Source organism: Mediterraneibacter flintii, from assembly GCF_055387595.1.
Genome location: NZ_AP031405.1, coordinates 3531926 through 3558488 on the forward strand (window position 1 = coordinate 3531926; position 26563 = coordinate 3558488).

Annotated in this window: 20 protein-coding genes and 2 pseudogenes; 1 reads left to right on the forward strand and 21 read right to left on the reverse strand. The window is 40.2% G+C overall.

Going from position 1 to position 26563, the window contains the following annotated elements:
- Positions 1 to 36: 36 nt before the first annotated feature.
- The 7 genes and pseudogenes from ACZ5C4_RS16835 to ACZ5C4_RS16865 form a co-directional block, all read right to left on the reverse strand.
- Complete coding sequence (locus tag ACZ5C4_RS16835; RefSeq protein WP_464521985.1) at positions 37 to 2574, reverse strand: FAD-dependent oxidoreductase; 2538 nt, start codon at positions 2572 to 2574, stop codon at positions 37 to 39.
- Between the two features lie 251 nt (positions 2575 to 2825).
- On the reverse strand, positions 2826 to 3101 hold the full coding sequence (locus ACZ5C4_RS16840; RefSeq protein ID WP_464521986.1) for a hypothetical protein: 276 nt from the start codon (positions 3099 to 3101) through the stop codon (positions 2826 to 2828).
- Between the two features lie 66 nt (positions 3102 to 3167).
- A complete protein-coding gene (locus ACZ5C4_RS16845; protein WP_464521987.1) occupies positions 3168 to 4043 on the reverse strand; it encodes an N-acetylmuramoyl-L-alanine amidase in 876 nt (291 codons plus the stop codon).
- A gap of 42 nt (positions 4044 to 4085) precedes the next feature.
- Complete coding sequence (locus tag ACZ5C4_RS16850) at positions 4086 to 4937, reverse strand: YARHG domain-containing protein (RefSeq protein WP_464521988.1); 852 nt, start codon at positions 4935 to 4937, stop codon at positions 4086 to 4088.
- Positions 4934 to 6900 (reverse strand): annotated as a pseudogene (gene recQ, locus ACZ5C4_RS16855) (DNA helicase RecQ). The gene ACZ5C4_RS16850 and the pseudogene recQ overlap by 4 nt, the downstream one beginning before the upstream one ends.
- A gap of 24 nt (positions 6901 to 6924) precedes the next feature.
- Positions 6925 to 7617 carry a YkgJ family cysteine cluster protein gene (locus ACZ5C4_RS16860; RefSeq protein ID WP_464521989.1) on the reverse strand — a complete coding sequence of 231 codons (693 nt, stop codon included), beginning with the start codon at positions 7615 to 7617 and terminating at the stop codon, positions 6925 to 6927.
- 68 nt (positions 7618 to 7685) lie between these two features.
- A complete protein-coding gene (locus tag ACZ5C4_RS16865) occupies positions 7686 to 10868 on the reverse strand; it encodes a UvrD-helicase domain-containing protein (protein WP_464521990.1) in 3183 nt (1060 codons plus the stop codon).
- 269 nt (positions 10869 to 11137) lie between these two features.
- On the opposite strand from ACZ5C4_RS16865, the gene ACZ5C4_RS16870 reads away from it, so the two are divergent.
- A complete protein-coding gene (locus ACZ5C4_RS16870) occupies positions 11138 to 12235 on the forward strand; it encodes a glycerol dehydrogenase (RefSeq protein ID WP_464521991.1) in 1098 nt (365 codons plus the stop codon).
- A 204-nt stretch (positions 12236 to 12439) separates the two neighbouring features.
- On the opposite strand, the gene ACZ5C4_RS16875 is transcribed toward ACZ5C4_RS16870, so the two are convergent.
- From ACZ5C4_RS16875 to cas6, 14 genes and pseudogenes are all read right to left on the reverse strand, one after another.
- Positions 12440 to 12871: a DUF2383 domain-containing protein gene (locus ACZ5C4_RS16875; RefSeq protein ID WP_186876707.1), complete on the reverse strand. Its 432-nt coding sequence runs from the start codon at positions 12869 to 12871 to the stop codon at positions 12440 to 12442.
- A 143-nt stretch (positions 12872 to 13014) separates the two neighbouring features.
- Positions 13015 to 13512: a TspO/MBR family protein gene (locus ACZ5C4_RS16880; protein WP_464521992.1), complete on the reverse strand. Its 498-nt coding sequence runs from the start codon at positions 13510 to 13512 to the stop codon at positions 13015 to 13017.
- 80 nt (positions 13513 to 13592) lie between these two features.
- On the reverse strand, positions 13593 to 14228 hold the full coding sequence (locus ACZ5C4_RS16885; protein ID WP_464521993.1) for an endonuclease III domain-containing protein: 636 nt from the start codon (positions 14226 to 14228) through the stop codon (positions 13593 to 13595).
- A 674-nt stretch (positions 14229 to 14902) separates the two neighbouring features.
- A pseudogene (locus ACZ5C4_RS16890) lies at positions 14903 to 15379 on the reverse strand (O-acetyl-ADP-ribose deacetylase); the annotation flags it as partial.
- Complete coding sequence (locus ACZ5C4_RS16895; RefSeq protein WP_464521994.1) at positions 15364 to 16296, reverse strand: ketopantoate reductase family protein; 933 nt, start codon at positions 16294 to 16296, stop codon at positions 15364 to 15366. The pseudogene ACZ5C4_RS16890 and the gene ACZ5C4_RS16895, both read right to left, overlap by 16 nt.
- Complete coding sequence (locus ACZ5C4_RS16900; RefSeq protein WP_464521995.1) at positions 16293 to 16754, reverse strand: YaiI/YqxD family protein; 462 nt, start codon at positions 16752 to 16754, stop codon at positions 16293 to 16295. Before ACZ5C4_RS16900 ends, ACZ5C4_RS16895 begins: the two co-directional genes overlap by 4 nt.
- Before the next feature lie 893 nt (positions 16755 to 17647).
- Positions 17648 to 17926, reverse strand: coding sequence for a CRISPR-associated endonuclease Cas2 (cas2, locus tag ACZ5C4_RS16905; RefSeq protein ID WP_186876701.1), 279 nt, complete (start codon positions 17924 to 17926; stop codon positions 17648 to 17650).
- A 3-nt stretch (positions 17927 to 17929) separates the two neighbouring features.
- A complete protein-coding gene (cas1b, locus tag ACZ5C4_RS16910; protein ID WP_464521996.1) occupies positions 17930 to 18922 on the reverse strand; it encodes a type I-B CRISPR-associated endonuclease Cas1b in 993 nt (330 codons plus the stop codon).
- A 9-nt stretch (positions 18923 to 18931) separates the two neighbouring features.
- Positions 18932 to 19426 (reverse strand): CRISPR-associated protein Cas4, encoded by a 495-nt coding sequence (gene cas4 / locus ACZ5C4_RS16915; RefSeq protein ID WP_464521997.1) that lies wholly within the window; start codon positions 19424 to 19426, stop codon positions 18932 to 18934.
- Between the two features lie 9 nt (positions 19427 to 19435).
- On the reverse strand, positions 19436 to 21835 hold the full coding sequence (cas3, locus tag ACZ5C4_RS16920; protein ID WP_464521998.1) for a CRISPR-associated helicase Cas3': 2400 nt from the start codon (positions 21833 to 21835) through the stop codon (positions 19436 to 19438).
- 481 nt (positions 21836 to 22316) lie between these two features.
- Positions 22317 to 23042: a CRISPR-associated protein Cas5 gene (cas5, locus tag ACZ5C4_RS16925; RefSeq protein WP_464521999.1), complete on the reverse strand. Its 726-nt coding sequence runs from the start codon at positions 23040 to 23042 to the stop codon at positions 22317 to 22319.
- Entirely contained in the window at positions 23026 to 23907 is an 882-nt protein-coding gene (gene cas7i / locus ACZ5C4_RS16930) for a type I-B CRISPR-associated protein Cas7/Cst2/DevR (RefSeq protein WP_464522000.1), read from the reverse strand. The genes cas5 and cas7i overlap by 17 nt, the downstream gene beginning before the upstream one ends.
- The gene (locus ACZ5C4_RS16935) at positions 23907 to 25589 is read right to left on the reverse strand and encodes a Cas8a1 family CRISPR/Cas system-associated protein (protein WP_464522001.1); all 1683 of its coding nucleotides are present in this window, start codon (positions 25587 to 25589) and stop codon (positions 23907 to 23909) included. Before ACZ5C4_RS16935 ends, cas7i begins: the two co-directional genes overlap by 1 nt.
- Positions 25590 to 25605: 16 nt before the next feature.
- A complete protein-coding gene (gene cas6 / locus ACZ5C4_RS16940) occupies positions 25606 to 26328 on the reverse strand; it encodes a CRISPR-associated endoribonuclease Cas6 (protein WP_464522002.1) in 723 nt (240 codons plus the stop codon).
- Between the last annotated feature and the right edge of the window lie 235 nt (positions 26329 to 26563).

The following is a 26563-nucleotide window of genomic DNA, read 5'->3' on the forward strand; positions in this document are numbered from 1 at the left end:
ACCTTAAATTCTTGTCTGCCTTCAATGCGTATTCCCTTATTCTTCCATAACCTCTTTGTAGGAGGCCCCTTTTTCCAAATCTGACGTTAGTTTTGCCATCTTAGATAAATCGCCGATTAAGATCACTCCACACAGCCGGTTATTCAGAAAATAGTATTTATGATACTGTCCTTTTCCCATATCCTGAAATTCTACTGTCTTGTACAGCAAGTTTGGATTTTTCCCATTATCCCCCGCAGCAAATAATGCAGTATTCATTCCATGGAATGTAAGCGCCGCAGATACCGGTGTATATTCTACACCTTCTCCCGCCGCGTTCGCACCGGCAACGCGTCCTTCCTCTGATGCCTCCGGCCAGATCGCATAATTCAATCCCTGGTACTGTGCACAGTCACCGCATGCATACACTCCCGGCACATTTGTTTCCATCCGGCTGTTGACAACCACTGCCCGTTCTGTCTCTATGCCTGCTTCTTTCGCCAGTGCGGTATTCGCACGCACACCTGCTGATACAATCACTAATTCCGCCGGATACACATGCCCGTCTGCCGTCCGCACCCCAGTAACGTGTTCTTCCCCTTCGATCGCCTCTACAGATACACCCGTATGGATATTTACACCATTTTTCTCTGCGATTTTTTTCAGCAGCTCTGCTGAACCTGTATCGAGCTGACGCCCCATGAGTACCGGAGCTACTTCCAGCACTTCCACATGCAAGCCTCCCTTTTTCAGTTCCCAAGCTGCTTCCAGTCCAAGTACACCGCCTCCGATTACAACAGCATTTTTAGAATTCTGCATTTGTCTTTCAACCTTCTCTACATCGGACAAGCGTCGAATTGCAATCACCTCCGGCAAAGTGCTGCCTTCCATCGGTGGTACAAAGCATTCGCTACCAAGAGCATAGATTAGTTTTGTAAAATGTATTCTGCTGCCGTCGTCCAGACAGACTTCTTTATTCTTCATATCTACTGCTTCCACCTGTCTGCCGAGCATCTGATATATATTGTTTTCCTCATACCAGTCTGGCCCTTCTATTGCAATCTGTTCCGCTGTCAGCCCTGCCACAATAGATTTTGTCAGCATAGGACGGTTGTAGGACGGATATTTCTCATTAGAAATCATAATAACTGTCCCTGTTTTATCCCGTTCCCGAATCGCCTTTGCCGCCTGAAAGCCTGCAGCTCCATTCCCAAGGATGACATAATACTCCTCTGTATTGTTGACAAATCCACTCTCCTCTACTGTGACCGGAACAAAATTTTCTTTTCCTACACCACAGACCGGACAGATTTCCAGAGAAGAATCAAAAATTTCTCCGCAGACCAGACATTTCACAAGCGTCCTCGTCCCTTTCTTCTGTGGGCGCACTGGTTCCTTCTCCTGCACAAGACAGCCAAACTGATAACCATACTCATAGGCGCTTACCAAATCTGCCTCTGACGGTTTAAAGCGAACCCGAAAACCTTCTGACACTTTCATGCGGAGCTGCTTTAGTCTCTGCGTAATGTGGGGAACTCCCTCGCCACTCCAGCCATAGCTTCCAAATGCCGCCGCATATTTCCCGCCATGCGTGCCTGCAAACATATTCAAAGTCAGCTCCCAGATCGGACGAAGCGCCTCCCCTACTATCGTCGGCGTACCAAGAAGAATTCCGTCTGCATAGAGCAGCTCTTCGTTTACCTTCTCTGTATCTGCCTCTACCATATCATAGGAACGTACCTCTATATCTCCACTGTCTTTGATTCCTTCTGCTATTTTCTCTGCAAGTGTTTTCGTGTAACCGTAAGCGCTTACATAAGGAATAATGACTGTTTTTTTAGAATTTGGATTTTCTACAGAAGACCATTCTCTATACTGCTTCATCACCGCTTTAATCCGTTCACCTACAAGCACCGGACCATGTCCCGTACAGACCATTGTTATGTCCATATGCTCCACTCTGTCGAGCGCCTTTAACATAAATGGCTTAAACGGCCCGATAATACAGTCGTAATAATATTTCAGCGCCTTCTGGTAGTCGGCTTCTTCTTTAATTTCCGTAGAAAGAACTTCTGGCAGACAATAGTGGGAACCAAAAGAATCGCAGGTCACAAGTATCTGCTCTTCTTCAATAAATGTGTACATTGTATCGGGCCAGTGCAAATTAGGCACAAACATAAAACGCAACGTTTTGTTGCCTATTGTCATTTTCTGCTCGTCCTTTACTGCAATGCTGACAAAGTCTCTGTTCACAATTTCTTTTAAAAATCCGATTGCACATCCGGTCGCCAATATCTTCATTTGCGGACTGTAGTCCAGAAGCCTCTCCACGCTGCCTGCATGATCCGGCTCTGTATGGCTGACTACCAAATAATCAATCTTTGTCACATCAATAACTTCTTTTAATTTTTCCAGATATTCATCGAAAAATTTTGCTTTTGCCGTCTCGAATAGTACAACCTTTTCTCCTGCTTTCATCACATAGGAATTATACGTCGTTCCAAATTCTGTATACATGATAATGTCAAACACCCGAAGCTGTTCGTCTATAATACCTGTCCAATAAAAATCATCTCTTAATTTTACCGCTTTCATAAAAACCCTCCTTTTAGGTTATGAAAATTTTACCGTTCTGACTTCTGACATATATAAGGAACTATTTTCCAACATATATATTTTCATTATACCACAAATCGGCTTACAATACCCATCAACTGTTATTTTTATTGGTATCGCCTTCGCCTGTCTGCCAATATCCGCATATTTACATCCTGTTATATGACTATTTACATCAAAAAAGAAACGCCCTGACATCTCAGAACGTTTCTTTATAAAAAGTACCGACCCTATTTATTTTTATAGCTCTTTTTCTTGTCTTCCGGTTCTGTTATATATACCGTCTTATTTTTTTCTTTTAATTTTTCCTGCGGCAAATGTCCTGCATCTTTGAGTGCCCTGAAAAAGTTCCACTTCCTTAACGCTCTCTTTGCTGCTGCGCGGGGCTTTCTTATCGCTTCTTCCATAGAGTGGTCTGCCGAATATATCTGAAATTCTGCTACCACCCAGCAGAGCAAAAGCGCCGTCACCGCCAACAAAATGACTCCCATATACATATCCGACATAATCGTCACTCCTTTCATTTATCTATACTATAATTGTAGAACTTTTAATCATCAAAGTCAATATTTTCAGATATTATTCACAAATTCATCGACTCCATCTGCAATTCCTCGAATAATCTGTCCTTGATACTCCGGCTGTGATAGCCTCACATCTTCATCAGGATTTGTCATATATCCTACTTCCACAATCGTAACCGGTATTTGGCTCCAGTTGTTTCCACTCATTGTATCTGTCTCCCACACCCCCTGACTGATGCACCCTGTCGTATTCACCATGCTGTTTAACACACAGTCTGACAAATAACGGGAGGACTGATATAACTCTGGTGCATATGGATTCCCCGATGTTGTGCAGATAGTCATGGCCCCCTGTACGGATGTATCCTCCGAACCATTGGCATGTATACGCACACATGCCGTAGCGCCTGCATTGTTCATTATCTCCGCCCTCTCTACACAGCTTCTGGGCTCTTCATTATTTTCACGAGTCATCACGATTGTATATCCTCTGTTTTCCAGCTCTGTCTTTAACTGCTGCGATAAGGTAAGCGTCAGCTCATATTCCGGCGTTCCTGTACTGATCCCGCTGGTTCCATAGGTGTCTCCGGATTTGTATTCCTGTGCGCCGGGGCCGACTGGCTCCTGCTTATCCTCTACAACACTGGAATGCCCGGGATCAATGACAATCGTAACCCCTTTATTTTTTGCTGCCTCTGCTTCTTTGGCCTCACGCCTTGCCTGCTCTTCTTTCTCTTTTTCCTCCTGCTCTGCCTTTCTGCGCGCTTCCTCCTGCGCCTCTTTCTTTTCTTCCTTCTGCTGCTCTTCTGACTTTTCCTCTGTTTCCTCCTGTCCTGCCTTATGGCAGCCTGCAAGCAAAAAAGAAAAGCACAAAACAGCACACAAAACTGTACACCACTTCTTCCACCGCCGCGTTAAATTCATCTTTTACTTCCTCCCCTTTTCCTTTCTTCTAAAACTATCGTACTACTGATCCAACTGATAGCCGTTTGCAGATCTGGAATACTCTTCACTTTTCAGAAGCTCTACATTCTTCTTCTCAATTTCGCTTAACGAATTCGCATAATTTGCATCAAAGTCTTCTGGACTGATTGTCCCGTGATACCAGCTCTTACTGTCAAAATATTCCTGTAATTCTGGGGAACTGAATTTTCTTCCATAACGGGCAAAAATCTCATTTTTCGCATAGTTTAATTCCTGAAGCGTAAGATCAGAAATGTCTGACTGCGTCAAAAGCTTTGTAGAACTATCCGGCAGAATATAATCTGCTTCCAGACGCTTCTGCGTATCTTTATCTTCGTTGTCGTCTTTGTCTTCCTTTTCTTTCTCTTTTTTCTCTTCTTCCTTCTTTTGTTCCTCTTCCTTCTCTTTCTCTTCTTTGGCAGCTTTTTCTTCTTCCTCTTTCTTCTCCTGCTCTTTCTTTTCTTCCGCTTCTCTTTCCTCTTTTTCTTTTCGTTCTTCTTCCGCCGCTTTCTCCTGCTTCATATGTACATAATAGACGCCTCCGCCTACACCTGCGGCAACAACCAGAACTACGATAATACAGATAACAGCGATCAGAGGGCCACTTGATTTCTTCTGTTTCCCTCTGTCTTGCGCGCTCTCTTCGAGCATATCCTCCATTTCGTCCTCTATCTCTGCAAGATCTCGGCCGCACTCTGCACAAAACCTGTCATCCCCTTCATTCCATGCACCACAGAAGGGGCAGAAGCTTCCTTTTTTCTCTTTCCTCTGGTCTGGTTCTGGAATCTTCGAACCGCAATTTTCGCAGAATAACGAGCCCTCCACTATCTTATTTCCACAATTTGGACACTTCATCTTTGCGTTCCTCCCGTCTTCCTTTCTTCTTCACGCAGCTCCTCCGGTGTCGGAAAAGGACCTGCCGTATCTTCTATTATCATACCATACTCAGATGTATTGCTAAAATCTTTTTTCATTTCCCAAGCCTTCTGAATACATTCTATAAAAGCAGCTCCGTACTGCTCATACTTACGCTCTCCAATCCCTCCTATTTCCAGCATTTCTTCTTTTGTACGCGGAAGCCTTAAGCACATTTCGCGCAGCGTCTTATCAGAAGCCACCATATACGGAGGGATCGAACGTTCTTTTGCCAGACGCATCCGAAGCCTTCTAAGCTGTTCAAATATTTCCTTTTCTGCCGGTGCAAGAACACTGTCCCCAGCCTTTCGTCTGAGTGCCGCAGGAGTGTTCTCCTTCTGTGTCTTCTTTTTACGGGCAATAAAAAATGTCTGACGCTCTGTCAAAAACTTCTCCGCCAAAGCAGTCCATTTCAAAACTGCATACCTGTCCTCTGTCAATGACAGAACCTCTTCCTCCACAAGCGCATAAATTACTTCTTTTAACAGCTCCTGCGTCTGTGTACTCTGGCATGCATAGTATTTGTTCTCTTTTTGCCTGTTTGCACGCAGCTTCGCAGTGTCTACCCCTGCAAGTATTCCCACAATCATATTGTTCCGTATCTCTGTCCCGCTTCTTTTACACATCCCAAAATATCCGCCGCAATCGGATATACGTCTGTATCCTCATATTCTTCTGAACAATTAGAGCAGGCTTTGCATTTCTCCGCCGTCTGCTCTCCAAAATAATTCAGAATATATTTTCTAAGGCATTTTTTGGTCGTACAATACTGGGTCATTTTCCGCAGCCGCTGCCTGTCCTGTATCCGGATATTCTGCAGCTCCTCCTCTGTAAAATCTCCCATATTCTCTTTTGTATCCAGCAAGAACTGATTTACCCTGACATCCTGTGGAGAATAATAGAGAATACATTCTGCACTCTCTCCGTCACGTCCCGCCCTTCCTGCTTCCTGATAATAATTCTCCATACTCTGGGGCATATTATAATGCAGGACAAAGCGGACATTTGACTTGTCAATCCCCATTCCAAAAGCGTTCGTAGCAATCATGATCTTCTTTCTGTCATAGATAAAATCCTCCTGATTCTCTTGTCGCGCCCCCGGACTCATACCCGCATGATACCTTCCTACTGAATATCCTTTTCCTGAAAGCAGCAGGTAAAGTTCATCCACATTCTTCCGCGTAGCACAGTAGATAATACCACTTTCCCCGTCATGCTCTTTTAAATAACTTTGTATCTTGTCCTTTTTGTTTTTTGCTGCATATACTGCAAAATATAAATTCTTTCTGTCAAATCCTGTCGAAATTACATATGGATGAGAAAGTTCTAAAATATCCAGAATGTCTTCCTTAACCCGCTGGGTCGCCGTCGCTGTAAAAGCACTGACTACCGGACGCACCGGAAGATGTCTGATAAAGGAAAGTATCTTTAAATAGCTAGGTCTGAAATCCTGTCCCCACTGGGAAATACAGTGCGCCTCGTCCACCGTTACCATAGAAATTTCCGTATGACATGCAAAATCTAAAAATCGTGCTGTCTCAAGTCGTTCTGGAGCTACATATATAATTTTATATTTTCCCTGCGCTGCATATAGAAGCGCCTTTACAATCTGCCCTTCCGTAAGGGAACTGTTGATATAGGCAGCATGGATTCCCGCTTCGTTCAACGCTTTTACCTGATCTGTCATAAGGGAAATCAAAGGGGAAATCACAAGAGTAATTCCCCTCATTTTCAACGCCGGAATCTGATAGCAAATCGACTTTCCGGCCCCTGTGGGCATTACTGCCAGTATATCCCTCCCGTTTAGAATTTCGCGGATAATTTCTTCCTGCCCTTCCCTGAACTCAGTATATCCAAAATATGTTTTTAATATCTGCAACACGTCTGTACTTCTGTCTTTCATTTCTTCAATCATGCTTTCCTCACTCTATACGCGCAGTCCCAGCTTTTGTCCCGTTTCTTCCAGTCTTTTATAAAATTCTCGGTAAAAGTGCTCCTCTTTTGAACTGCTTTCCTCCCCTGTCTGTTCGTAAGGCGTTTGATAAAACGTCTTTAGAATATACAGTGTCAAAATTCTTATATTTTCTTCCTCCAGTGTTTCCACAGACTTCTCACAAGCCAGACAGAAACGGTGCCAGCGAAAAATATATGCCTCATACGCTCTTAAATTCTCTATTTCCAGCCACTTTTTTACTTTTATTTTTCCCCGCGTCTCTTTCCTGCACTCATGGATTTGGAGAAAATAATGAAAGCCGTTCTCCTCATAATAACGCCCCAGTGGAAACAGTCTGCATATACTCGGTCTGAATCTATGAATCGTACACCTTCCCTGCTCATTTAAATAGGCACACTGTTCCTTCTCCCCTGTCATTTTCAGATTTGGCAAAATCAGCCCGTCCACCACATTCAACTCTATCCCTGTTTTAAGCAACTTTTCAAACCCGATATGTAACCCCTGCATCATTCTGTGAATATCCAGCGGATCCAATACTACAGAAGTCCCCATCCCGCAGCAGCAGGCAAAGCAGCCCTCACAGCCATGGCAGTCCGCCTTTACCATATCATTTGCGCTGTATAACCTTCCATCTGATATTTCCGACAGATCTACCCGTCTTTTCATACGTGCTCCTCACTTTTCCTCTTTATTTCTCAAAGCAATTTCGGACGCCAAAGATACTTTCAGCCCGTTTATGAAAACAAGCTTAGCTGTTCATAGCCGCCTTCTCTTTTACGCTTATCTGCCTCCTCTTTTTCAAGCAGTCCTTCTGCGAGTCCGCTTAAAAACTCGGATTCTTCGCCCGCATAAGTCAGAATCAGTTCTTCCTTCGCCCGCGTCATGCCTACATAAAAGAGCCGGCGTTCCTCTTCTATATCTGCGGAATGCTTCTCGTTTTCCAGCGGGATTCTCCCCTTTGCGGCGCCACAGATAAACACTACCGGAAATTCTAATCCCTTCGCGCCATGCAGAGTCATAAGCGTTACAGCGCCGGCGCTGTATTCCTTGTCCCCGCATCTCCTTAAATCGCTTTCCACTCCAAAATCTAAGGCCTGCAAAAATGCATCCATTGTCTCATAAAATACTGCTGTCTTTACAAGCTTCTTCATAGACTTGTTCTCTGTAAGTCCCATTTCTTCCATCCACAGTTGTACAAATTCTTTCGGTTTTTTCTCTATATAAAACGGCGCAAATTTCTGCGAGGTAGTCCGCAGAATTTCCTCTGATACCTCTGTATCTTCCAGCTTCCACAGACACGCAAGGCTCTGCCGCCTCGCAGATTCATTTTCACTGTCCCTTAAGTATTTAAAAAACTGAATGCTCCCCTGCACACTTTCCTCCTCCAGAAAACTCTCTCTTCCTGCCACGATATAGGGAATCCCTTCCTTTTTCAGACAAGTTTCCAGAATGTCCGCCTGCCTGTGCGTCCGGTAAAGAACCGCAATCTCGTCAAACCCTCTTATCTTTCTGTCCTGCATTTGTTCGGAATGGGTCTGCGCCTCCAGCATGCCGAGTCCTCCTGTCAGGCGGCCTATCTCCTTCGCCACAAAAATTGCCTCCGCCATATCCGACTGTGCATGTATCTGCCTTACAGGAACATTTGACTTACAGTTTGCATGCAGCTTCCTTTTTCCACCCGAATTTTGGGAAATCACTTCCAGAGCCGCAGACAAGATTTCCGGTGACGAACGATAATTTTCTTCCAGCTCTGCCACGTACAGGTGTGCCGTTTCTTTGGCCAGTCTCCGAAAGCAGTCAGAATCTGCACCGCGAAAGCCGTAAATAGATTGATCTGCGTCTCCGATTACAAACAGTTCCCTGCCTGCTTCTCTCCACAGCCGCATCAATTCCATCTGCCGCGGATTCAAGTCTTGAAATTCATCAATCAACAGATAAGAAAACCGTTTCTCCCATCCCGGCAATGTCTCTTTCTTTTTTATTTTATCTGCTGTCTTTACAAGCAAATCGTCAAAATCTAAAAGCTTTTGCGCTTTCAGCCTCCTTTGATACTCTTCGTATACTTCCCGCCATGCCTCTTCTTCCGCCACACTTTGTGCGACGCCTGATTTTTCTCTGGAAACAGACTCCAGAAATTCTTTGACAGACATTTTATATGTATGTTCCTCCAGAATTTCTCTGGCAATCGTTTTTGCTTCCTCCCTGTCAATCAGCGTAAATTCCTCTCCCTGTTCTTTTAAAAAGGTCATGCATACCGCATGGAAGGTTCCAACCTGTAAATTCGAGGTTTTCTTTCCCTTCCCCAGTTGGGCCTGCACCCGTTCATATAACTGGTCTGCTGCCAGATTGGTAAATGTCACAGCCGTAATTTCCGATGGTTTCACTTTCCGCTTTCTTAAAAGATACACAATCCTGGAAACCAGTGTTTTTGTCTTTCCTGTACCTGGCCCCGCAATCACAGCAACATCCCCTACCGCCTCTGCTGCCTCCTTTTGCTTTGGATTTAAATCCGGCACGTCGTTTAGGCCAGACCTTTTTACTCTTTCCGATTCAAAAGCCGCAGCAGACTTTAAGCCAGAAGCTTCCCCAGCCTTTTTTACTGCTTTTGTATCCGGCTTCTGTACTTTCTCTGTTTCCATCTCCAGCATATCAAAGAAGCTCATCTGTCCGTCCGTTTCTTCAAGCTCCCGCGCATCAAATAACTGGATCGTTCCGTACTCTCCGTCAAAACCAGGAATCCTCTCTACTTCTCCTTTCCGCAGCCTTATAATCCCCTCCGAGATCAGCCTGCCGGAGACACTTCTTATATCTTCCGCCGGTATTGTCCGGAGAATTTCAAATTCTGGCCCGAGGCGCCGCAGCATATTCTGATATTCCCTCTGCACCTTTGTACTGGACGCAGAATGTCCCACTGATGCTGCTATTACTTCCGGAAGCGGTACTAAACTCTCAAACGGCTTTGCATTGTCCCTTATGTAGCCCTCCATGCGATCCGCAAGCTGTTCTACTCTATGGGAAACTCCTATCGTAATCTTCCTGCCGCATACCGGACAGATTCCACTGTATTTCTCTGTCTCTAAAGGAGTAAGGCACAGATTACATTTTCTGTGTCCATCCATATGATATTTTCCTTCCTCCGGAAAGAATTCAATTGTCCCGTACAGTCCTTTTCCTCTTTGAATCCCTTCATATAAACCTTCATAGGACAGTTCTATATCTAAAAGATTCGCCTCTCTTCCCAGCTTCGCCGGAGAATGTGCGTCAGAATTCGAAATAAGCTGATAGCGATCTAATGCAGAGACTCTCCAATTCATAGGAGGATCCGAAGACAGCCCTGTCTCCATCGCATGAATATGATCGGAAAGATCTTCAAAACATTCCTCCACTGTGTCAAATCCTGAAAACGCCCCGAACAAAGAAAAATGCGGAGTCCAAATATGTGCCGGTACATACATGGCATCCGGACAAAGCTCTAGAATAATTTCCAGCAAATCCCTACAGTCTACGCCCAGAATCGGTCTGCCGTCTGAATGAATGTTCCCGATTTCTTCTAGTTTTTCTGAGATCTTTTCCGCCGCCTCCAAGCCGGGAAGCAGAATCAGACTGTGTACCTTGCGTACCCTCCCATTCTTTTTATAAATCGAACTGATTTCTCCGGTGACTACAAACCGCGGTGCAAAGGTGTCTGCTGCTGTATCATCCAAAATCCGATATTCTTCTTTTAGTACATACAGTCCATCCTCCGCCGGTTTAAGCTTCTCTTTTAGTTCCTCCCGCCATGCCGGATGGGTAAAATCCCCGCTTCCTACAATATGAATTCCTTTTTTTCTCGCCCACAAATCCAAATACTCCGGCGTACAGTCCTTACTGGTAGCGCGTGAGTATCGAGAGTGGATATGTAAATCAGCAATATACATCTTATTCCCTTCTCTCTTGTACTGATAAAATGCTCCTCTTATTATAAACTATTTTTCTTCTTTCTGTACAGCAAAACCGTCGCAAACACATACGCAGACATACAAAAAGCCTTTCTTTGTCTGTTACCTTTTTTGTTTTCCCTTCTCCACATTGCTTGACAGTATGAAAAAGGAGGATTAAAATGAGAATATTGTTAGAAAAATGACAATATAAGCAATGTAGGTAAAATCATCAAAATTCTTATTTTGTCAGTTAAGGAGGTCTTTTTATGGCAAATATTTTAATCAGCCCAAGCAAATATGTGCAGGGTGCAGGAGAATTAAAAAAGTTAGGGGAATATGCCGAAAAGTATGGAAAAAAAGCGCTGATTCTGATTACCGCTTCCGGATATAAGCGATGCGGCAGTATAGTAGAAGCTGGATTTAAGAATAGTCAGGCACAAATTGTATTTGACTACTTTAACGGTGAATGCAGCAAAAATGAAATCAACCGTCTGACAGCCATTGTAGAAAAAGAAGGCTGCGATATGGTAATCGGCATTGGCGGAGGGAAGATACTCGACACTGCCAAAGCGGTAGCATATTATAAATCCGTTCCCGTTCTTATCTGTCCAACCATCGCGTCCACAGATGCTCCATGCAGCGCTCTTTCTGTTATTTATACCGACGAGGGCGTGTTTGAGGAATATCTTTTCCTTCCCGCTAACCCTAATATGGTGCTCATGGACACAGACATCATTGCAAAATCCCCTGTCCGCTTAACGGTATCCGGTATGGGAGACGCACTGGCGACTTATTTTGAAGCAAGAGCTTGCAAAGCAAGCGGCGCAACCACATGTGCAGGCGGCAATGTTACCTCCGCCGCTATCGCATTGGCCAAACTGTGTTTTGATACGCTGATGGAAGAAGGTGTGAAAGCAAAGCTTGCCCTGGAAGCAGGCGCTTTGACACCGGCAGTTGAAAAAGTAATTGAGGCAAACACACTGTTAAGCGGTATCGGTTTTGAAAGCGGCGGCCTCGCCGGAGCGCATGCCATCCACAACGGCTTTACTGTACTGGAAGAATGTCATCATATGTATCATGGAGAAAAAGTTGCATTCGGTACAATCACACAGCTTGTACTTGAAAATATCCCCGCTGAAGAATTGGAAGACATTATTGACTGGTGTATTGAACTAGGACTTCCTGTCACATTAAAAGAACTGGGAATCACAGAAATATCTGATGAAAAGCTTAGAAAGGTAGCAGAAGCAGCCTGTGCGCCAACCGACACTCTGCATAATATGCCGTTTACTGTAACGCCTGAAACTGTATTTGCGGCAATCAAAGCTGCCGATGCCTACGGAAGATATTTTTTAGGTGAGTAGTCTTTTCTTTATACCGAAAGAAATACGTTAGGTCATAACAAAGTGTACAAGCCCCTTAATCTTGAGGGGCTTGTACACTTTGCGCGCCGCCGCAATACCGCAAAGCGGTAAAATTTCCTTATTGCGGCGTGCGCATACTGCCCGAAGGGCTTTTATATCATAGGTCAGTCCGAAGGACTTTCCTATGATATAATGCTCCTATACTTATAAAAATTTTTTCATTTCTCCCATGAACTCCTCTTCTGTACGCACCAGCTTCTTTGCCAAAGACATACTCTCATTGGAAGCGTCCTTACACTGGTGCATAGTCTCTGTAATCGACTGAATTCCCATATTGCATCCATTCATCATAATTTTTGCTGCTTGCTTATTGTCATCCTTTGCCATCATCTTCATCTCTGTTGTCAGCCAGGAAAATGTCGAAGCAAATACACCTGGTTCTTTTTCCTCCTGCCCTTCCTGCGCTAAAAGCCTGGAAGATTCTGACTCCAATTTCTTGTGTCTGGTATTATAATCCTGAATCACACCCTTGAGCTTGTCATCTGTAACGTACTGTCCGACCTGATCCATACTTTCAATCGCCATTTTACATCCCGAATTACATTCTTCCAGCAGCTTTTTTGTATTTTCCTGCATACAATATACCTCTTCTTTCCACGTTGTATGAAAAATACCCCGTTTTTCTCTTACTATGCGCACTTTTTATAGTTCTTATACCTTGTCAGGTAAAGCTCGCCAGCTTGAACATATATATGCTAAAGACATACGGATATTTACATTCAAAAGTACGTATACACAGCAATAGAAAGATTTAGATACACAGCGAATGTAACCCATATAAAATATGGAACCAGTAGTTTACCTGCTATATGCCTGATTTTATAAAAATTTTCTGCTGTTAAAAATACCAGATACCACAGCAGCAAAATCCATACTGCTGCCGTCAGATACAGATTCAAGTTAAAAAATAAAACCGGCCAGACTGCATTTACTGCTAACTGCACTAAGTACAGTTTTAAAACGCTCCTCTTGTCTGCCGGTTCTTTTTCTTCTTTCTTTTGTTCTTCATTTGGCACAGCAGTGTAAACCAGATATGCGGCCACTGCCATCAAAACATATAAAATACTCCATACAACTGGGAAAACCCACCCCGGTGGAGACAACGGCGGATGATACATTTCCTCGTATTTCTGCATACTGCCCGATGTCAAAAAACCTGCCAGTCCTCCAGTTCCCAGGGTAAGAAACAGGCTCAAAAGCAAAGCCTTCCATTTCATTTTTTCAATCCGTCCCTTATCTGTTTTATTTATTCTATTTTCCTATTTCTCTAAATAGAACAAAACAGACATACCCGCGGTTATATTCCTTCTTTGGCACAAATATCTGCCAGACAGCATTTACTGCAATACGGTTTCGTCCGCGCTGTGCAGACTTCTCTGCCATGATAGACAAGCCGATGGCAAAAATCACTGCCCTCTTTAGGCGGTATAATCTTCCAAAGCGCCATCTCTACTTTTTTAGGCTCCTTGATTCCATCTACCAGCCCTATCCGGTTTACAAGTCGGATGCAATGTGTATCTGTGACAATCGCCGGTTCGCCAAACACATCTCCCATAATCAAGTTAGCGCTTTTTCTACCCACGCCCGGCAATTTTAAAAGGGCATCAAAATCCCGCGGAACCTTTCCCTCATATTCTTCCTTTAGTATTTTCATACATGCACTGATGTCCCGCGCCTTACTCTTTCCAAGTCCGCAGGGACGTACAATCCGTTCTATGTCTTCTGCCTCCGCTGCTGCAAGTGCTTCTACCGTCGGGTACTTTGCGTATAAATCCTGCACAACAACATTGACTCTTGCATCCGTACACTGTGCCGCCAGACGTACGCTCACAAGAAGTTTCCATGCATCATTATAATCCAGTGTACATCCGGCATCCGGATATTCTTTCTTCAGACGTTCGATTACTTCCAACGCTAATTTTTTCTTTGTCATTTGTATTCCGCCTTTCTTCTTTTGTTCTATACATCTGCGACAAAGCTGCCTTTTATATCAAACCGTTTCAAGTCTACATTTCCGTCCAAAAGCAGGCACTTCAAAATTTTCTGCTCCATTACTGCATGACTGGGGATTATTCTATACCCCTTCCTGCCAGTCCTTTCCTGTCCATTTCCTTTCTTTATGTGCCCTTCCTCATTCGGCAAAGCTCCTTCAACATAAAATAGAAGCTCCCTTCTGTTTCCCACCATTTTCTTTCGTATTTCTTTTATATCAAACTGTCCGTCTTCTCCCGCACAGACCGTCACCTTCATATAGCTGATGTCTTTTGCCTTCAGACTCCAGCAGTCATTCTTTACAAATGGATATGCCTCCGCCATTGGAACTGGATTTCTTTCATTCTCTTTTTCCATCTCTGCATAAATCTTTTCACAAATTCTGTCAGACAGCCCTTCTCTGCCTTTTAAATGTACGTACTGGCGGAAGGTTGTCTCTGCCTGTAAAAGATGCAAAATACGTTCGTGCTTCTGTTCTGTTTCCTTTGCAATCTGCATCATACCCAGCCGCAGTTCTTCATTCTCAAACGCTCTTTTCATAGGAAGATCCTGATACTCTATATAAACAATTTCATTCTTCTCCTTGCAGTCATATTTTTTCCGGTAAACCGCGTTCGCCCTCTCATATACCGCCTTTGTCCGTTCATCAAAACAAACCATCTGCACTTCCAATTCTGGAAATTTATAAATTGTATTTACTGCTATTTTTGCCGCCTCTTCAAGCGGATACGCATAAATTCCTGTACTGATAGATGGAAAAGCTATATCTTTTATCCCGTTCTTCATCGCTGTCTTTAGACAATTCTCATAACAGGAGCGAAGCAGTGCTGCTTCCCCATCATTTCCCCCTCTCCATATAGGCCCTGGTGTGTGAATGATATACTTAGCCGGGAGCCGGTATCCTTTCGTCAGCTTCGCTTCTCCAGTACGACATCCATGTAATTTCCGACATTCTTCTAATAGCTGCGGCCCTGCTGCCCGATGAATAGCGCCGTCCACACCGCCGCCTCCCAAAAGTGAACAGTTCGCCGCATTGACTATCGCAGTTGTTTTTATTTTTGTAATGTCCCCCAGTACTACTCGAAATGACATATCGAATACTCCTTTTCAATTTCCTTTACTCTCTCATACAAATATCTGTTCGCCGGCACTTGAATCTTATGCCTATCCGCCAACTCTATCACGTTTCCTGCGAACATATCTACCTCACTTAACTTCCTATTAATGCGATCCTGCGCCATAGACGGCATGCCATCCGGATCCAGTGTCTTTAACAAATTCACATAAAAGTTCAGATCTTCCTCCGTCACTTCCACGCCTTCTAACTCTGCAACTGCCCTTACCTCACGCATAGCCGCAATCATCATCCTGTTTGCCTCGCCAGGTTCTAATGCCTGCCCATAACTTGCCTGATATACCATGCAGACCTGATTCACACCTACATTCAGCATGAACTTTCCCCACATCCGTTTCAGAATATGTTCATCTTCCGCGTAAGGAACGCCCGCCCTGCTGAAATATTCTTCCACCTGCTTAAGCCGCTTTTTCTGCTCATCCTCTTGATTCTTAATGCCAAGTACAAGCTCCCCTTTCTGTGTATACCGAAGTTTACTGCCGAATTTCATCGCATCCATCCCTTGTGCAACTGTATACAACACCCTTTCATCGCCATATCGTTTGGCAATGATTTTCTCGCTTGTAACTCCGTTCATAACAGATAAAATGGTCGTATGTTCTCCTACAGAATTCTTCATACAGTCCAATGCCGCTTTAAGCGCCGGATATTTCACAGCAAGAATGACCAAATCTACTGGCTTCGCCTCTTCCACAGGTATCAGCGTATAGTCCTGTTCTATTCCATTTACTGTAAATGTCTCATTTTTATATTTCTCTACACGCGCTTTGTCCATCACAAACTCAACCGCTTCTCTGCCCAGTCCCTCTATAATCTGACTTGCATAAAGCATACCAAGAGCGCCCATGCCTATAATTGCCGTCTTCTGTATCATGTCTCTTTCCTTTCCCGCAAGCACTTTTCGATTAGCTCCCGAAAAGCTCTTTCAAATCTTTTATCGTCCTCTTCTGTCCGCCTTGACTGCCCCTTTAAGTGATATTTACTGCTGGAGCGTCTCGCTTTTTTTGACAAATGCCGTTCTAGTAGCAGATGGTCTATATTTTCTTCTGTATACCATCTACCGGACTGATGGATTGCATATGCACCTTTCCCCAGTGCCATTGCTGCCACACCGTAGTCCTGCGTTACTACAATATCTCCTCTTTTGCACAGGTTAATCAACGCAAAATCAACTGCATCTGTACCGGCGCCAATACATTTTACGGTACTGTATTCAGAACGTAAAATATGGTTCGTATCACACAGCAGCGTGACTGGAAGGTTGTATTCCTTCGCTACCTTTTCTACAATTTTGATTACCGGACATGCATCCGCATCTACAAAAATCTCCATTGTCCTCTCCTAAATCTTATACTCCAAAAGCCTCCTAATTTATCCCCTTCAGAATGGTAGGCTCTATCTGACAAGGTATACAAAAAAGGTACACCGTAATACATTCCCTTTGGGAGGGCAGGCTTCGCCTGACAAAGTTTACCCTAAAGGGCATACCGTAATGCATTCCCTTTGGAATGGCAGGCTTCGCCTGACAAGGTTTACCCTAAAGGGCATACCGTAATACATTCCCTCCGAGAGGGCAGGCTTCGCCTGACAAGGTATAATTTCTGCTAAAATAAACTGTACCTATGATAGTCTGCTTATTACTGTAGCATAAATAACCTGGTGATACAATTTATAACAGAAAGAAATTAGAAAAATGCCTTCATCAATAAGAACATTTTTTCGAACTATTCACTGTAAAAGTGGAGTTTAAATTATATAAATGCAGAAATACCATATTTCTGTGATGTTGTTGTGCCTTAAAAATTCACCTTGTGCACTATTAGGACTATTAATATAAAAAATAAAAACGGAGAACCTTACTGAAATTGATACTTTGCAATCCACTTTTGGGGCTCTTAAACCTCTTTCTTGATTCCTTCTATTCTTCTGTATACCGTCTTTACATTCCACTTTTGCGACTCTTAAACCTGACATCCTCGGAATTGAATTTCCGTCACTAAAAACTTTACATTCCACTTTTGCGACTCTTAAACCCGTACTAAAAATATCTACATTTTATTCACGTTTATTACATCCTTTTTGTCGACCTCTACTCAATAACTACTTTTTGACTTCCCCAAGCTAACTTTTTTTAGTATTTTGCTTTATTTTATCGCATTGTCGACCTACCACAATTTTGACACTATCAGACATCGACAATTTTAATTTTAGTAATTACAAAGCTCTTATAAAAAGAACCCCGTTTTGTCCTCAACTTTTCCCCAAAATTCTTTATCCAGCCATTTTTCATTTCGACTTTTAAATATAATAACTGAATCAAGATTTTTATCTATGAATTGTCTTAGTTCCTGCTGAAGTTTTACTAACTGTGCTTTTGAAATTTCTCCCTCAAATACTGAATTTTGTATATGAGACAAATATTTTTTACAAATCTTAAATACACGTGACCAACGCTTCTGTCCTTTTTCCTCTTGACTTATATCATATACTAATACTACATACATATTCTACCACCATATTTTGAATCCATCATAACTCTTTTCTCCAAGCAAATGTTTGATTAACTTATAACATTCCAGCCTTATTAAATATTGATAAGAAACTTGCCGTCCAAGCTCTTTATGCATAATTGTTTTCTTTAAACGGTTTTCAAATTCTGAAACAATTAATTTTGACGCCTCTTTTTTAAGATGTAAAAAATTTAATTCTTTTGTAAAACTATTTTCTGTTATCTGTTTTCTATTCAACAATGAGAAAATCAGTCTATCTCCTATTAACGGTTTAAAAACTTCGGAAATATCTAGGCTCAATGAATATCTTCTATAGCCTGGCTCATGTAAATAGCTAATAGTTGGATTCAGCTGTGTATGATAAATTTCGCTCAAAACCTTTGCATAAATCAATGAATTTACAAAAGATATTAAAGAATTAATCATATTATCCGGTGGATGCATAACACGTTTCTCAAAATGTATTTCTTGATCTACAATTATGTTCCACGCTGCATAATACTTCTTTCGAATATTTCCCTCAATGCCCATTAAAGACTCTATACTTTCTGCTTTTAGAATGTCTTTCTTTAATGTTTCAATTTCCTGTAAATATTCTTTCACCTCTTTACCTCTACCATTATAATATCGTAGATTTCTGTAAATATTATCTGCAGCAGCTTCAACAAATTTCTTCGCGATTTCTATTCTTTTTTTATATTCTGTATAATATTCTACTTGTCTAATCAATAATTGACCTGCCTGAAAACATTCCCTTGGATAAAAGCTTCCCGTATAAAAATTATAATAATTAAAAAAATGGATAGGAATTTGATATTGAGAAATATATGATAAAAAAGTAGTATTAAAAGACATTTCTGACATTACATATATATCAGATATTCTTTCTATAGGTATATCTCTCTTTTCACCATCATAGGAAATAAATCGCAGTGTATTATCTTTTCGCTTTAAATCCCCATTATTATAAATATAAAAACTTTGTTTCATAATCAACTCCTAAATAAAACACAAATCATGGTATGCACAATTGTTACAAATTTTTAATTCAGAAAATACAGGTACTTCCTCTTTCTGGCTTATCTGTGTAATTTCATCAATAATTCCTTCTATTTTTTCTACGTCCTCATCAGATAATTCCACGAAAATTGATTTTTTTAATAAAGGATAGTCAATTTTACCTTTTATTTCTCCCACGCCTCTCTGTTTTAAATAATACAAATAATATTTCACCTGCCATACTGACGCTTCTTCTATCGCTCTGCTTTTTTTAACCTCGTGCAGTTCTCTCTGCTCTTTTATAAAATCAATATTTATAACATTATCAATATTAATATGCTTGTCCTCACGTGCATAACTTCCTTCATCTAATATCTTTCCGAGCAAAACATTTTCATTGTCTGATTCCATATTTATATCATGGCAAAAATACCAAAGCTTTCTTTTACATACAAAATAATAATAAATCATTACGCCTGTAACTCTTATTCCCATCTTTACTCCTTATACTATGAAATCATCATTTTCCAGTTGATTTAATAATAATCCGCGCCCTTTATTGCTTTCCTCATTGAATTCATAAATCATTCTCGCTCGGTGAATGTCACTTCCTTTTCTCCTCCCATTTTGACCTAGTGTAACAATATCTACACCTTCTGGAAGCCTGTTATTACTATAATAATTTAAATTTAATGTTAAAGAATTTAACTTAGAAGTAAATACTGCTTTTATTGTTTTTCCAACATGTGGTTTTTGTAACAATTCTAACCCTTTTTCAAATATATCTTGATTTTTATAATAAATAGAATCTGGCACAATCGTAATACTGCGTATATTTCTGAACGTTTTATCAACTTCTCTTTTACTATACTCCACAGGTGGAATTTCATCAAAATGTTCTAAGTATCTTTCAATTTCTTGATAATACTTGCTGTCTTTAATTTCTTCCGTACAATAAACTTTATTAATATACTCTATTTTTAATATTTCTGAAAAATCTATATTTTCATATTTTTTCAATATTTGCAAAGAACGATCATATATAAATGAATTATAAACTGATTTATCTCCTACTCCATTTTTATTTGCCAATACGATAATATTAGGATTTTTCGGATAGTATCTTCCTTTTCTATTACACCGCCCCATTCTCTGAAGAAGACTGTCCGCAGTACTCATTTCTGTATATAATATATCAAAATCAATGTCTAAACTCGCTTCTACTATCTGCGTCGTAATCCAAATGCCAGTCTTATGCACATCTTGTGAGAAATCCATTATCATCTTTTCCAATTTATCACGATGACAACGAATATATCTAGAATGAAGTAAATGAACATTCTCTACTTTTTCAGATATTTCATTATAAATTTCCTGGGCTTTTATTACAGTATTACAAATCACCAAAACCTTCTGTTTTTCCCCGTATTTTATTAGTTCATCCATGTCTATATCCGATTCTCTGATTTGTACTTTATGTCGAATGTCTTGAGACTCCTGGGCAAAATTTTGATATTTATATTCAATCTCATTATGTAACCCATAACGTTCCATAAAATATTGTAAAACAGGTGGAAATGTCGCTGTTATAATAGCAAAGTGCCCTCCAAGTTCGCAAATTGTTTTTAATCCATAAATAATTGTTGCAATTACTCTTGGCTCATATGACTGTATTTCGTCAAGTACAATTTTGGAATATTTCAATGTTGCTGGAAATATTTCCGTCCCAAGTGCTTTGTATACAAATTTGAATAACTGATCTACTGTACAAATTGTAAGAGGCGCCGATAACAATTTCGCTCTTTCGTATCTTTCATATGGTCCGGCTTCTGTGTGTGTATATTCTTGTATATATTTCATCATACTGTCTGAATGAAGTAATGATACTGGTTCATATGAATATGTCTCTTTAATCCTGCTGTAAATTGCATTTGAGGATACTTTAAGCGGAAGCGTATAAAATCCTTTTTCACCATCTAACCATAATAATGCTGCCTCTGTTTTTCCTGACCCTGTCGGCGCAATAATAACAAGATTATTCTGCTTATGTTCTTTCATATACTTTTGGGCAGGACGCAGTCCTTTATTTTCTAATTTTATTTCAATATTCTTCTTTAACTGTTTTTCTTCTAAATCTGGGGAAAGCTCTGCCTCTTCATATCCTGCGCTAACTGTATAATCGAATTTATTTAATAGTCCTTTAATTAATAGGTACTGATTCCATTTTTGTAAATCTTTTACTCTATTAAATGTGTACACATTGTTTCTAAATAATAATTGATTCCTATTTTCACAATGTATTTTCCAGTTGTCTAATCCAAGATACTCTTTTGCTTGTTCTGCATAGAACTCCTTACAATAATTATAGATTGTCAAGTCATCATATTCATCCATTCTGTCATGATGGTAATTTATTGCCGTAATAAACGCTCCAAAATCATTTAATTCAAACAACTCCGAAAGACTCAAAAACTCCCCCTTTGAAATAGAAACTGCACTTAAAAATCCATGTGGGATCTGCCTGCTTTTTCTGCCTTTTTCTATCATCCCTTTCTCTATTATTTCTGGATTTACTAGTGCTTGAAATAATAAATTAACTTTCCCTCTATCATGTATTCTGCAGGCTTCAATTACTAATCTTTTTTCTTTCTCCGTAAAATATATATCAAATTGTTTAAAAAACGTTTCTGCACATTTAACTATATCATTCTCATGTTCAACCAGTGTTTTTTGATACTCTGGTTTTCCTTCCAAAATTTCAGTCAGCTCTTTCTCTATTGCCTCTTTTTCCTTAGTGTTCAAGTTCATATCCAATTCTTCTAAAATGTTAGATATATCTTGTTCTAACTGTTTCTTCTCTTTACCTGTCAATATCTTATTTTTAGATTTCGCATAAACTTCCATACCTCTTCTCCTTAATCAAATAAATTTTCTTTTAATACATTTAGTTCAGTCCACTTTGTCGCTATTTCTACTGTAAAGGATGTCCAGGTGTGGGCGGTGGATAAAACTTTACATTCCACTTTGTCGCTATTTCTACCATTAACAACCCAATCATTTCCAGATGTATTGACATACTTTACATTCCACTTTGTCGCTATTTCTACCAAGCAGAATCAAAAAGCATCGCGGCGAATGGGTTCTTTACATTCCACTTTGTCGCTATTTCTACCCTGTCCCAAAATCCGCCTCTTTCTTCTGCCTTTTTTATACCTCTTTTTGTCGACCTCTTTACTACTGCAAAGTTCCTATTCCTAATTTCTTTTTAAATTTGCTTATCTCCTTTGTCTTTGCAGTATTGTCGACCTCCCCGCCTTTTTACGTTACTACACATCGACAGAACATTTTCTTCGGTGTACAATAACATCACTTTACATATTTTCCTCTATGCAAATATTATTGCGGCATTGTCTTCCATATCATCTACATAAGATTCATCCACTGCTCTTCCTGCCGGATAATAATAAACACGCACTCTCCCATTTTCTTTTTTCCATCTTCTCAAACCTTCTTTTGTAATCTCAAATTCCTTTGTCAAATTATAAACCGTAGTATGGCTTTCCCCGATCAAATTTTCACCCCAGGAAGTTTTCATGTCCACAGGAATATACATGTTTCTTCTGGCTATTGCTCCCTTTTCCATACGGATATTGACAATATCCACTTTTTCAATGTCCAAAATATCTTCATATCTGCCTAGCGAAAGATATTTCTTAGGATATTTCAGAGATTGAGCTACTGTCTCAAAGTCTGCCTCCTCCGGGACAACATGAATAACCATCTGATTTTCGCAAACTAATTCTACATTTGCGATTCCTTTAAAAATCCCGTATTTTTCTCCATCTTCTATGCATATCTGATGTCGCCCTTCTTCATACTTTACACCTGCGGAAAAAGAATATCTGGTATAGAGTTCGGAAATTGTTCCTTTATTTATCCCCTGGATACTTAATTTCATGGGATGAAATGTCGTATATCCACATGCCGCATGTATCATCCCTAATACTGTTGAATATGGAGGAAGGGGAAAGGTTTCTTTAATAATGAAACTACTTGGCTTCCGGTAATTCGCAAGATTTTGAAAACACTGTATTCTAATTGCCTTCTCCATAATATGTATCCACTTCCTCTTTTAAATGATTAAATACTGCTCCTACTGTCTCCGCGTTTAGCTTATTTTTTATTTCCGTATCATTCTCAAAAATTCCGGTAGTAACACCTGTATAAGTATAGTCTCCAATTTCTTTATTTTCGTTTATTAACTCTGCTAGTATATCTACATTAATCGCATTTTTATCTATTTTAATTCTATTTTCAAAAAATGGATTTTTTCTGTTATATCGTCCCCCAATAATAAACAGTGGACTTAAATTTTCACGTCTACCTCTAATGTCTCTATATAAATAATGAAGAACCTCCAGCAACTGTTTTACTCTCTCTGCTTTTTCTTCTCTTGAAATTTCTATCGTATTATCAACCCCCACCCTTTCTAGATCAATAGAAATTGTATAAGTATAATAGGAACGATGAATCTCACTTTGTGCGATTCCATTCTCTAAATCCTGTCTTTTTGCAAGCCCCATGTTGGTCAAAAACTCCAAATCACTTTTATAAGGCTCTAAGGCGATTGCATTGCTCAGCCGGGCAACTGCGCTCCTTGTAGCTGCTCCGCCTTTATTATCATTATCTTTCGCCGTTGTCTTCATATAGCCAAATAAGTCTATTTCTGGATATTCCTCAATCGTTGCTGACGGCGCAAATTGTACTACTCCGCTTTTTCCGTCCACAGGGGTCTTATCCCAGTTTAACTGCTGTATCATATTGTAACGCAATGCCTGTCTGGAAATATAAGAATATTGTTCATAATTCCCTCTTGTCATTTTCTTCAATGTTGAAATATTACCGACGCCTTCCCCATAATTCGCGCTCTCTGCCAAAAACACCATTGTTACTGTCATTCCGTTTCTTTCCATCATTATTTTTCCTCCTTATTATCCGGGTGACTTCCCTGTAATCCCAATACAAATGCATAGCCATATTCTAAGAATTTTTCTTTATCCTGTTCCCGCGTCCCCAGCATATATACAAAACCGTCTGGCATCAACCTGTGGCTAGAATTATACATTCTTATCACAATATCTATAAACCTTTTTTCATCTCTTACGGAAAGCGCATTTAATAACTGATATATCGTTCCCCGCAGACAGTTATCTTTATCTGTTCCCTTTGCTCTCATAATATCTGTGCGCAAAAGATAGCCATTATTTCTCATACTGATACTGTTTCCCATATAAGTAATTTCCTCCATTTCTTTGCCCTGCTTCACTCTGTTTGTCCATATCTGAATCATATAAACGCAGTAAGCTGTTGCCAATCCATTCTCTGTATCTAATAGTGTCCGCATTAATTTATTCAACAGTGCATATTGATTTCTATACTGAAGAATATTCAAAACAACTGCCTCATGTACATTTAAAAAATCATTTCCTATTTTTATATAGGGATATTTTCCCAGCAATGCCAAACCTTTCTGTACCGCATTATTTTTTAATATCTTCAGCGTGTCCATCTGTATAATGCTGAACATATATTTATCTTCTGCCCTTACTCCACGCAGAATGATCTGTATGTTAAACAGTTCTCCTGTCTTTTCAAGCAGCACTGTATTTAATATCCTCGCAAACCAGACGGTATATCTTTCTCCTTCCTCTTTTTCCGCCTGTATATTTGCTTTTCTTTTTTTGCTATTAGCTGTTATTAAAGATGAAATACTATCATTTATATTGATAAAAACAAATTTATTAGCAAATAACTGAAAACCAAGAGGAGATAAGGCATATACGAATGCACAAAGCGGACACAGCCATGCGTCTACTTTGCAATTCCAGAATGCAGAACGTTTTCTTGTCAAATCATCTGCCATATCCTTCATAAACGCAATCGAAACTTTTTCTTTCGTGTCCATCGGCATGCCGCAGTCAATGCAGAGTTCTTTCGCCTTCAAATGTTCCGACACAATATAGTTTCTTAAAGGATTAGAAAATTCTTTTTCAAATAATTCTCTCATATCCTTTTTTGCATTTGAACGCAGCAAGAAACATTTCCCGTCCCAAAACCGGTTTATATATGTATATATGGCGCTTTTCATAATAAATGTTTCTCTGCACAACGGCTGTTCCAGAAAGTCCTTCAAGGCTTCCAGACGTTCTTTTAACTGCTCTTTCGTTTCTTTATCGCTGAGTTTCTTTTTCTTTAAATCTCTGTATACCTCTGACGCTTCCATGACCATTTCTATATTGGAAAAGCCCGCCTGATAGCTGTTTGAAAGCAATTTATCATTTATATATTTCAAAGCTTCTTTTTCCTCTTTTCCGGTTTTCCAATTCCCCGTTTCGATTTTTTTTAAAATACTGTCTATCGTATCTAATACTCTCTGAAATGTCGAGGATGGCCCGAAATTTTTTACGAATGCCCGGAAAGCCAGGTCCGTCCAGTCTGCATGTTCTGCAAACTGTTTATCCAGCCACAAATTTTGTTCATCCTCTGATATTCCATAATCTTTATTTTCTTCTGCTTCAGATAGATCTAACATATATTTCATGCCGACAATCCCTGCATTTTTCAAAAAATCTCCGGTCGTTATCTCAATTCTTCCCAAATACCTCCCCTCCTTTCTACCAGATTACCTCAAATTTCCCATGCCCTTCCGACCGTCTGGATCCCATACCTGACTGATAAAGTAGATTCAAAAGCTGCGGGCTCCCTGTAAGTTTATATATACCGATATTTGCATCCGTCTTTCTCCCGAAAATATCCGCAACGATCTTTTTTCCTTTTATGGGAACTATGGAAAATCCTTCTGTTGATAGAGGAATCTCTAATTTTTCAAGGAATATCTCTACGTTTTTCTTCAGCGTTTTACCGAAATCCGGATGATTATAGATGTAATACACGTCCGAATTATCCTGCGCCTCATGTTTTCTCACCACCAGAGAGCTCTGTATCTTCACAATAATCTCTGAGTCTGTAATTTCTTCTTTTTTCTCCGCATAAACCTTCTGCAACTCCATAGAGTTTCGATTCATCGAATACTTTTTAAATCTCATCAGCTTAAACGCATTGATAAACTGTATCAACTGCCCAATATCACTGTCAGAAAAATAGAGTGAAAAATTATTCCCTTTTAACACAATTTTGTCAGCCAGAAATTTTGCGCTGGGAAGGAACAAACTAAACGTATACGTTTTTAGTACCGCTTTTCTTTCTCCATATAATTGTTCATACAATTCTGGTGAAAAATTCTGCAAAGATGCTTTAAAAAAACTGACAATCAGCTTGTCTAAGTCCCTGGGCAGTTCCGGCTTTTCAGTTTTAAAATCCAACCTGACCTGAACCATTTTGTTTCCTCCTTATATCGTAAATAGCCGCCTTTATAAAATGTATTTATTTTCGTCCCTCCTTTTATTTTCTTTTTTAAAGACTAACTACTCATTTCTATCATTATCAGAACGGTATTTAACAAAGTTAAAATTAATCCAGTAAAATTTATTACATCCTTAAAATCAAAAATATTTTTATCATTCATTTCCTTTCTCCTCTACATATGTGTGGTATAGAAAATTATAGAATCTT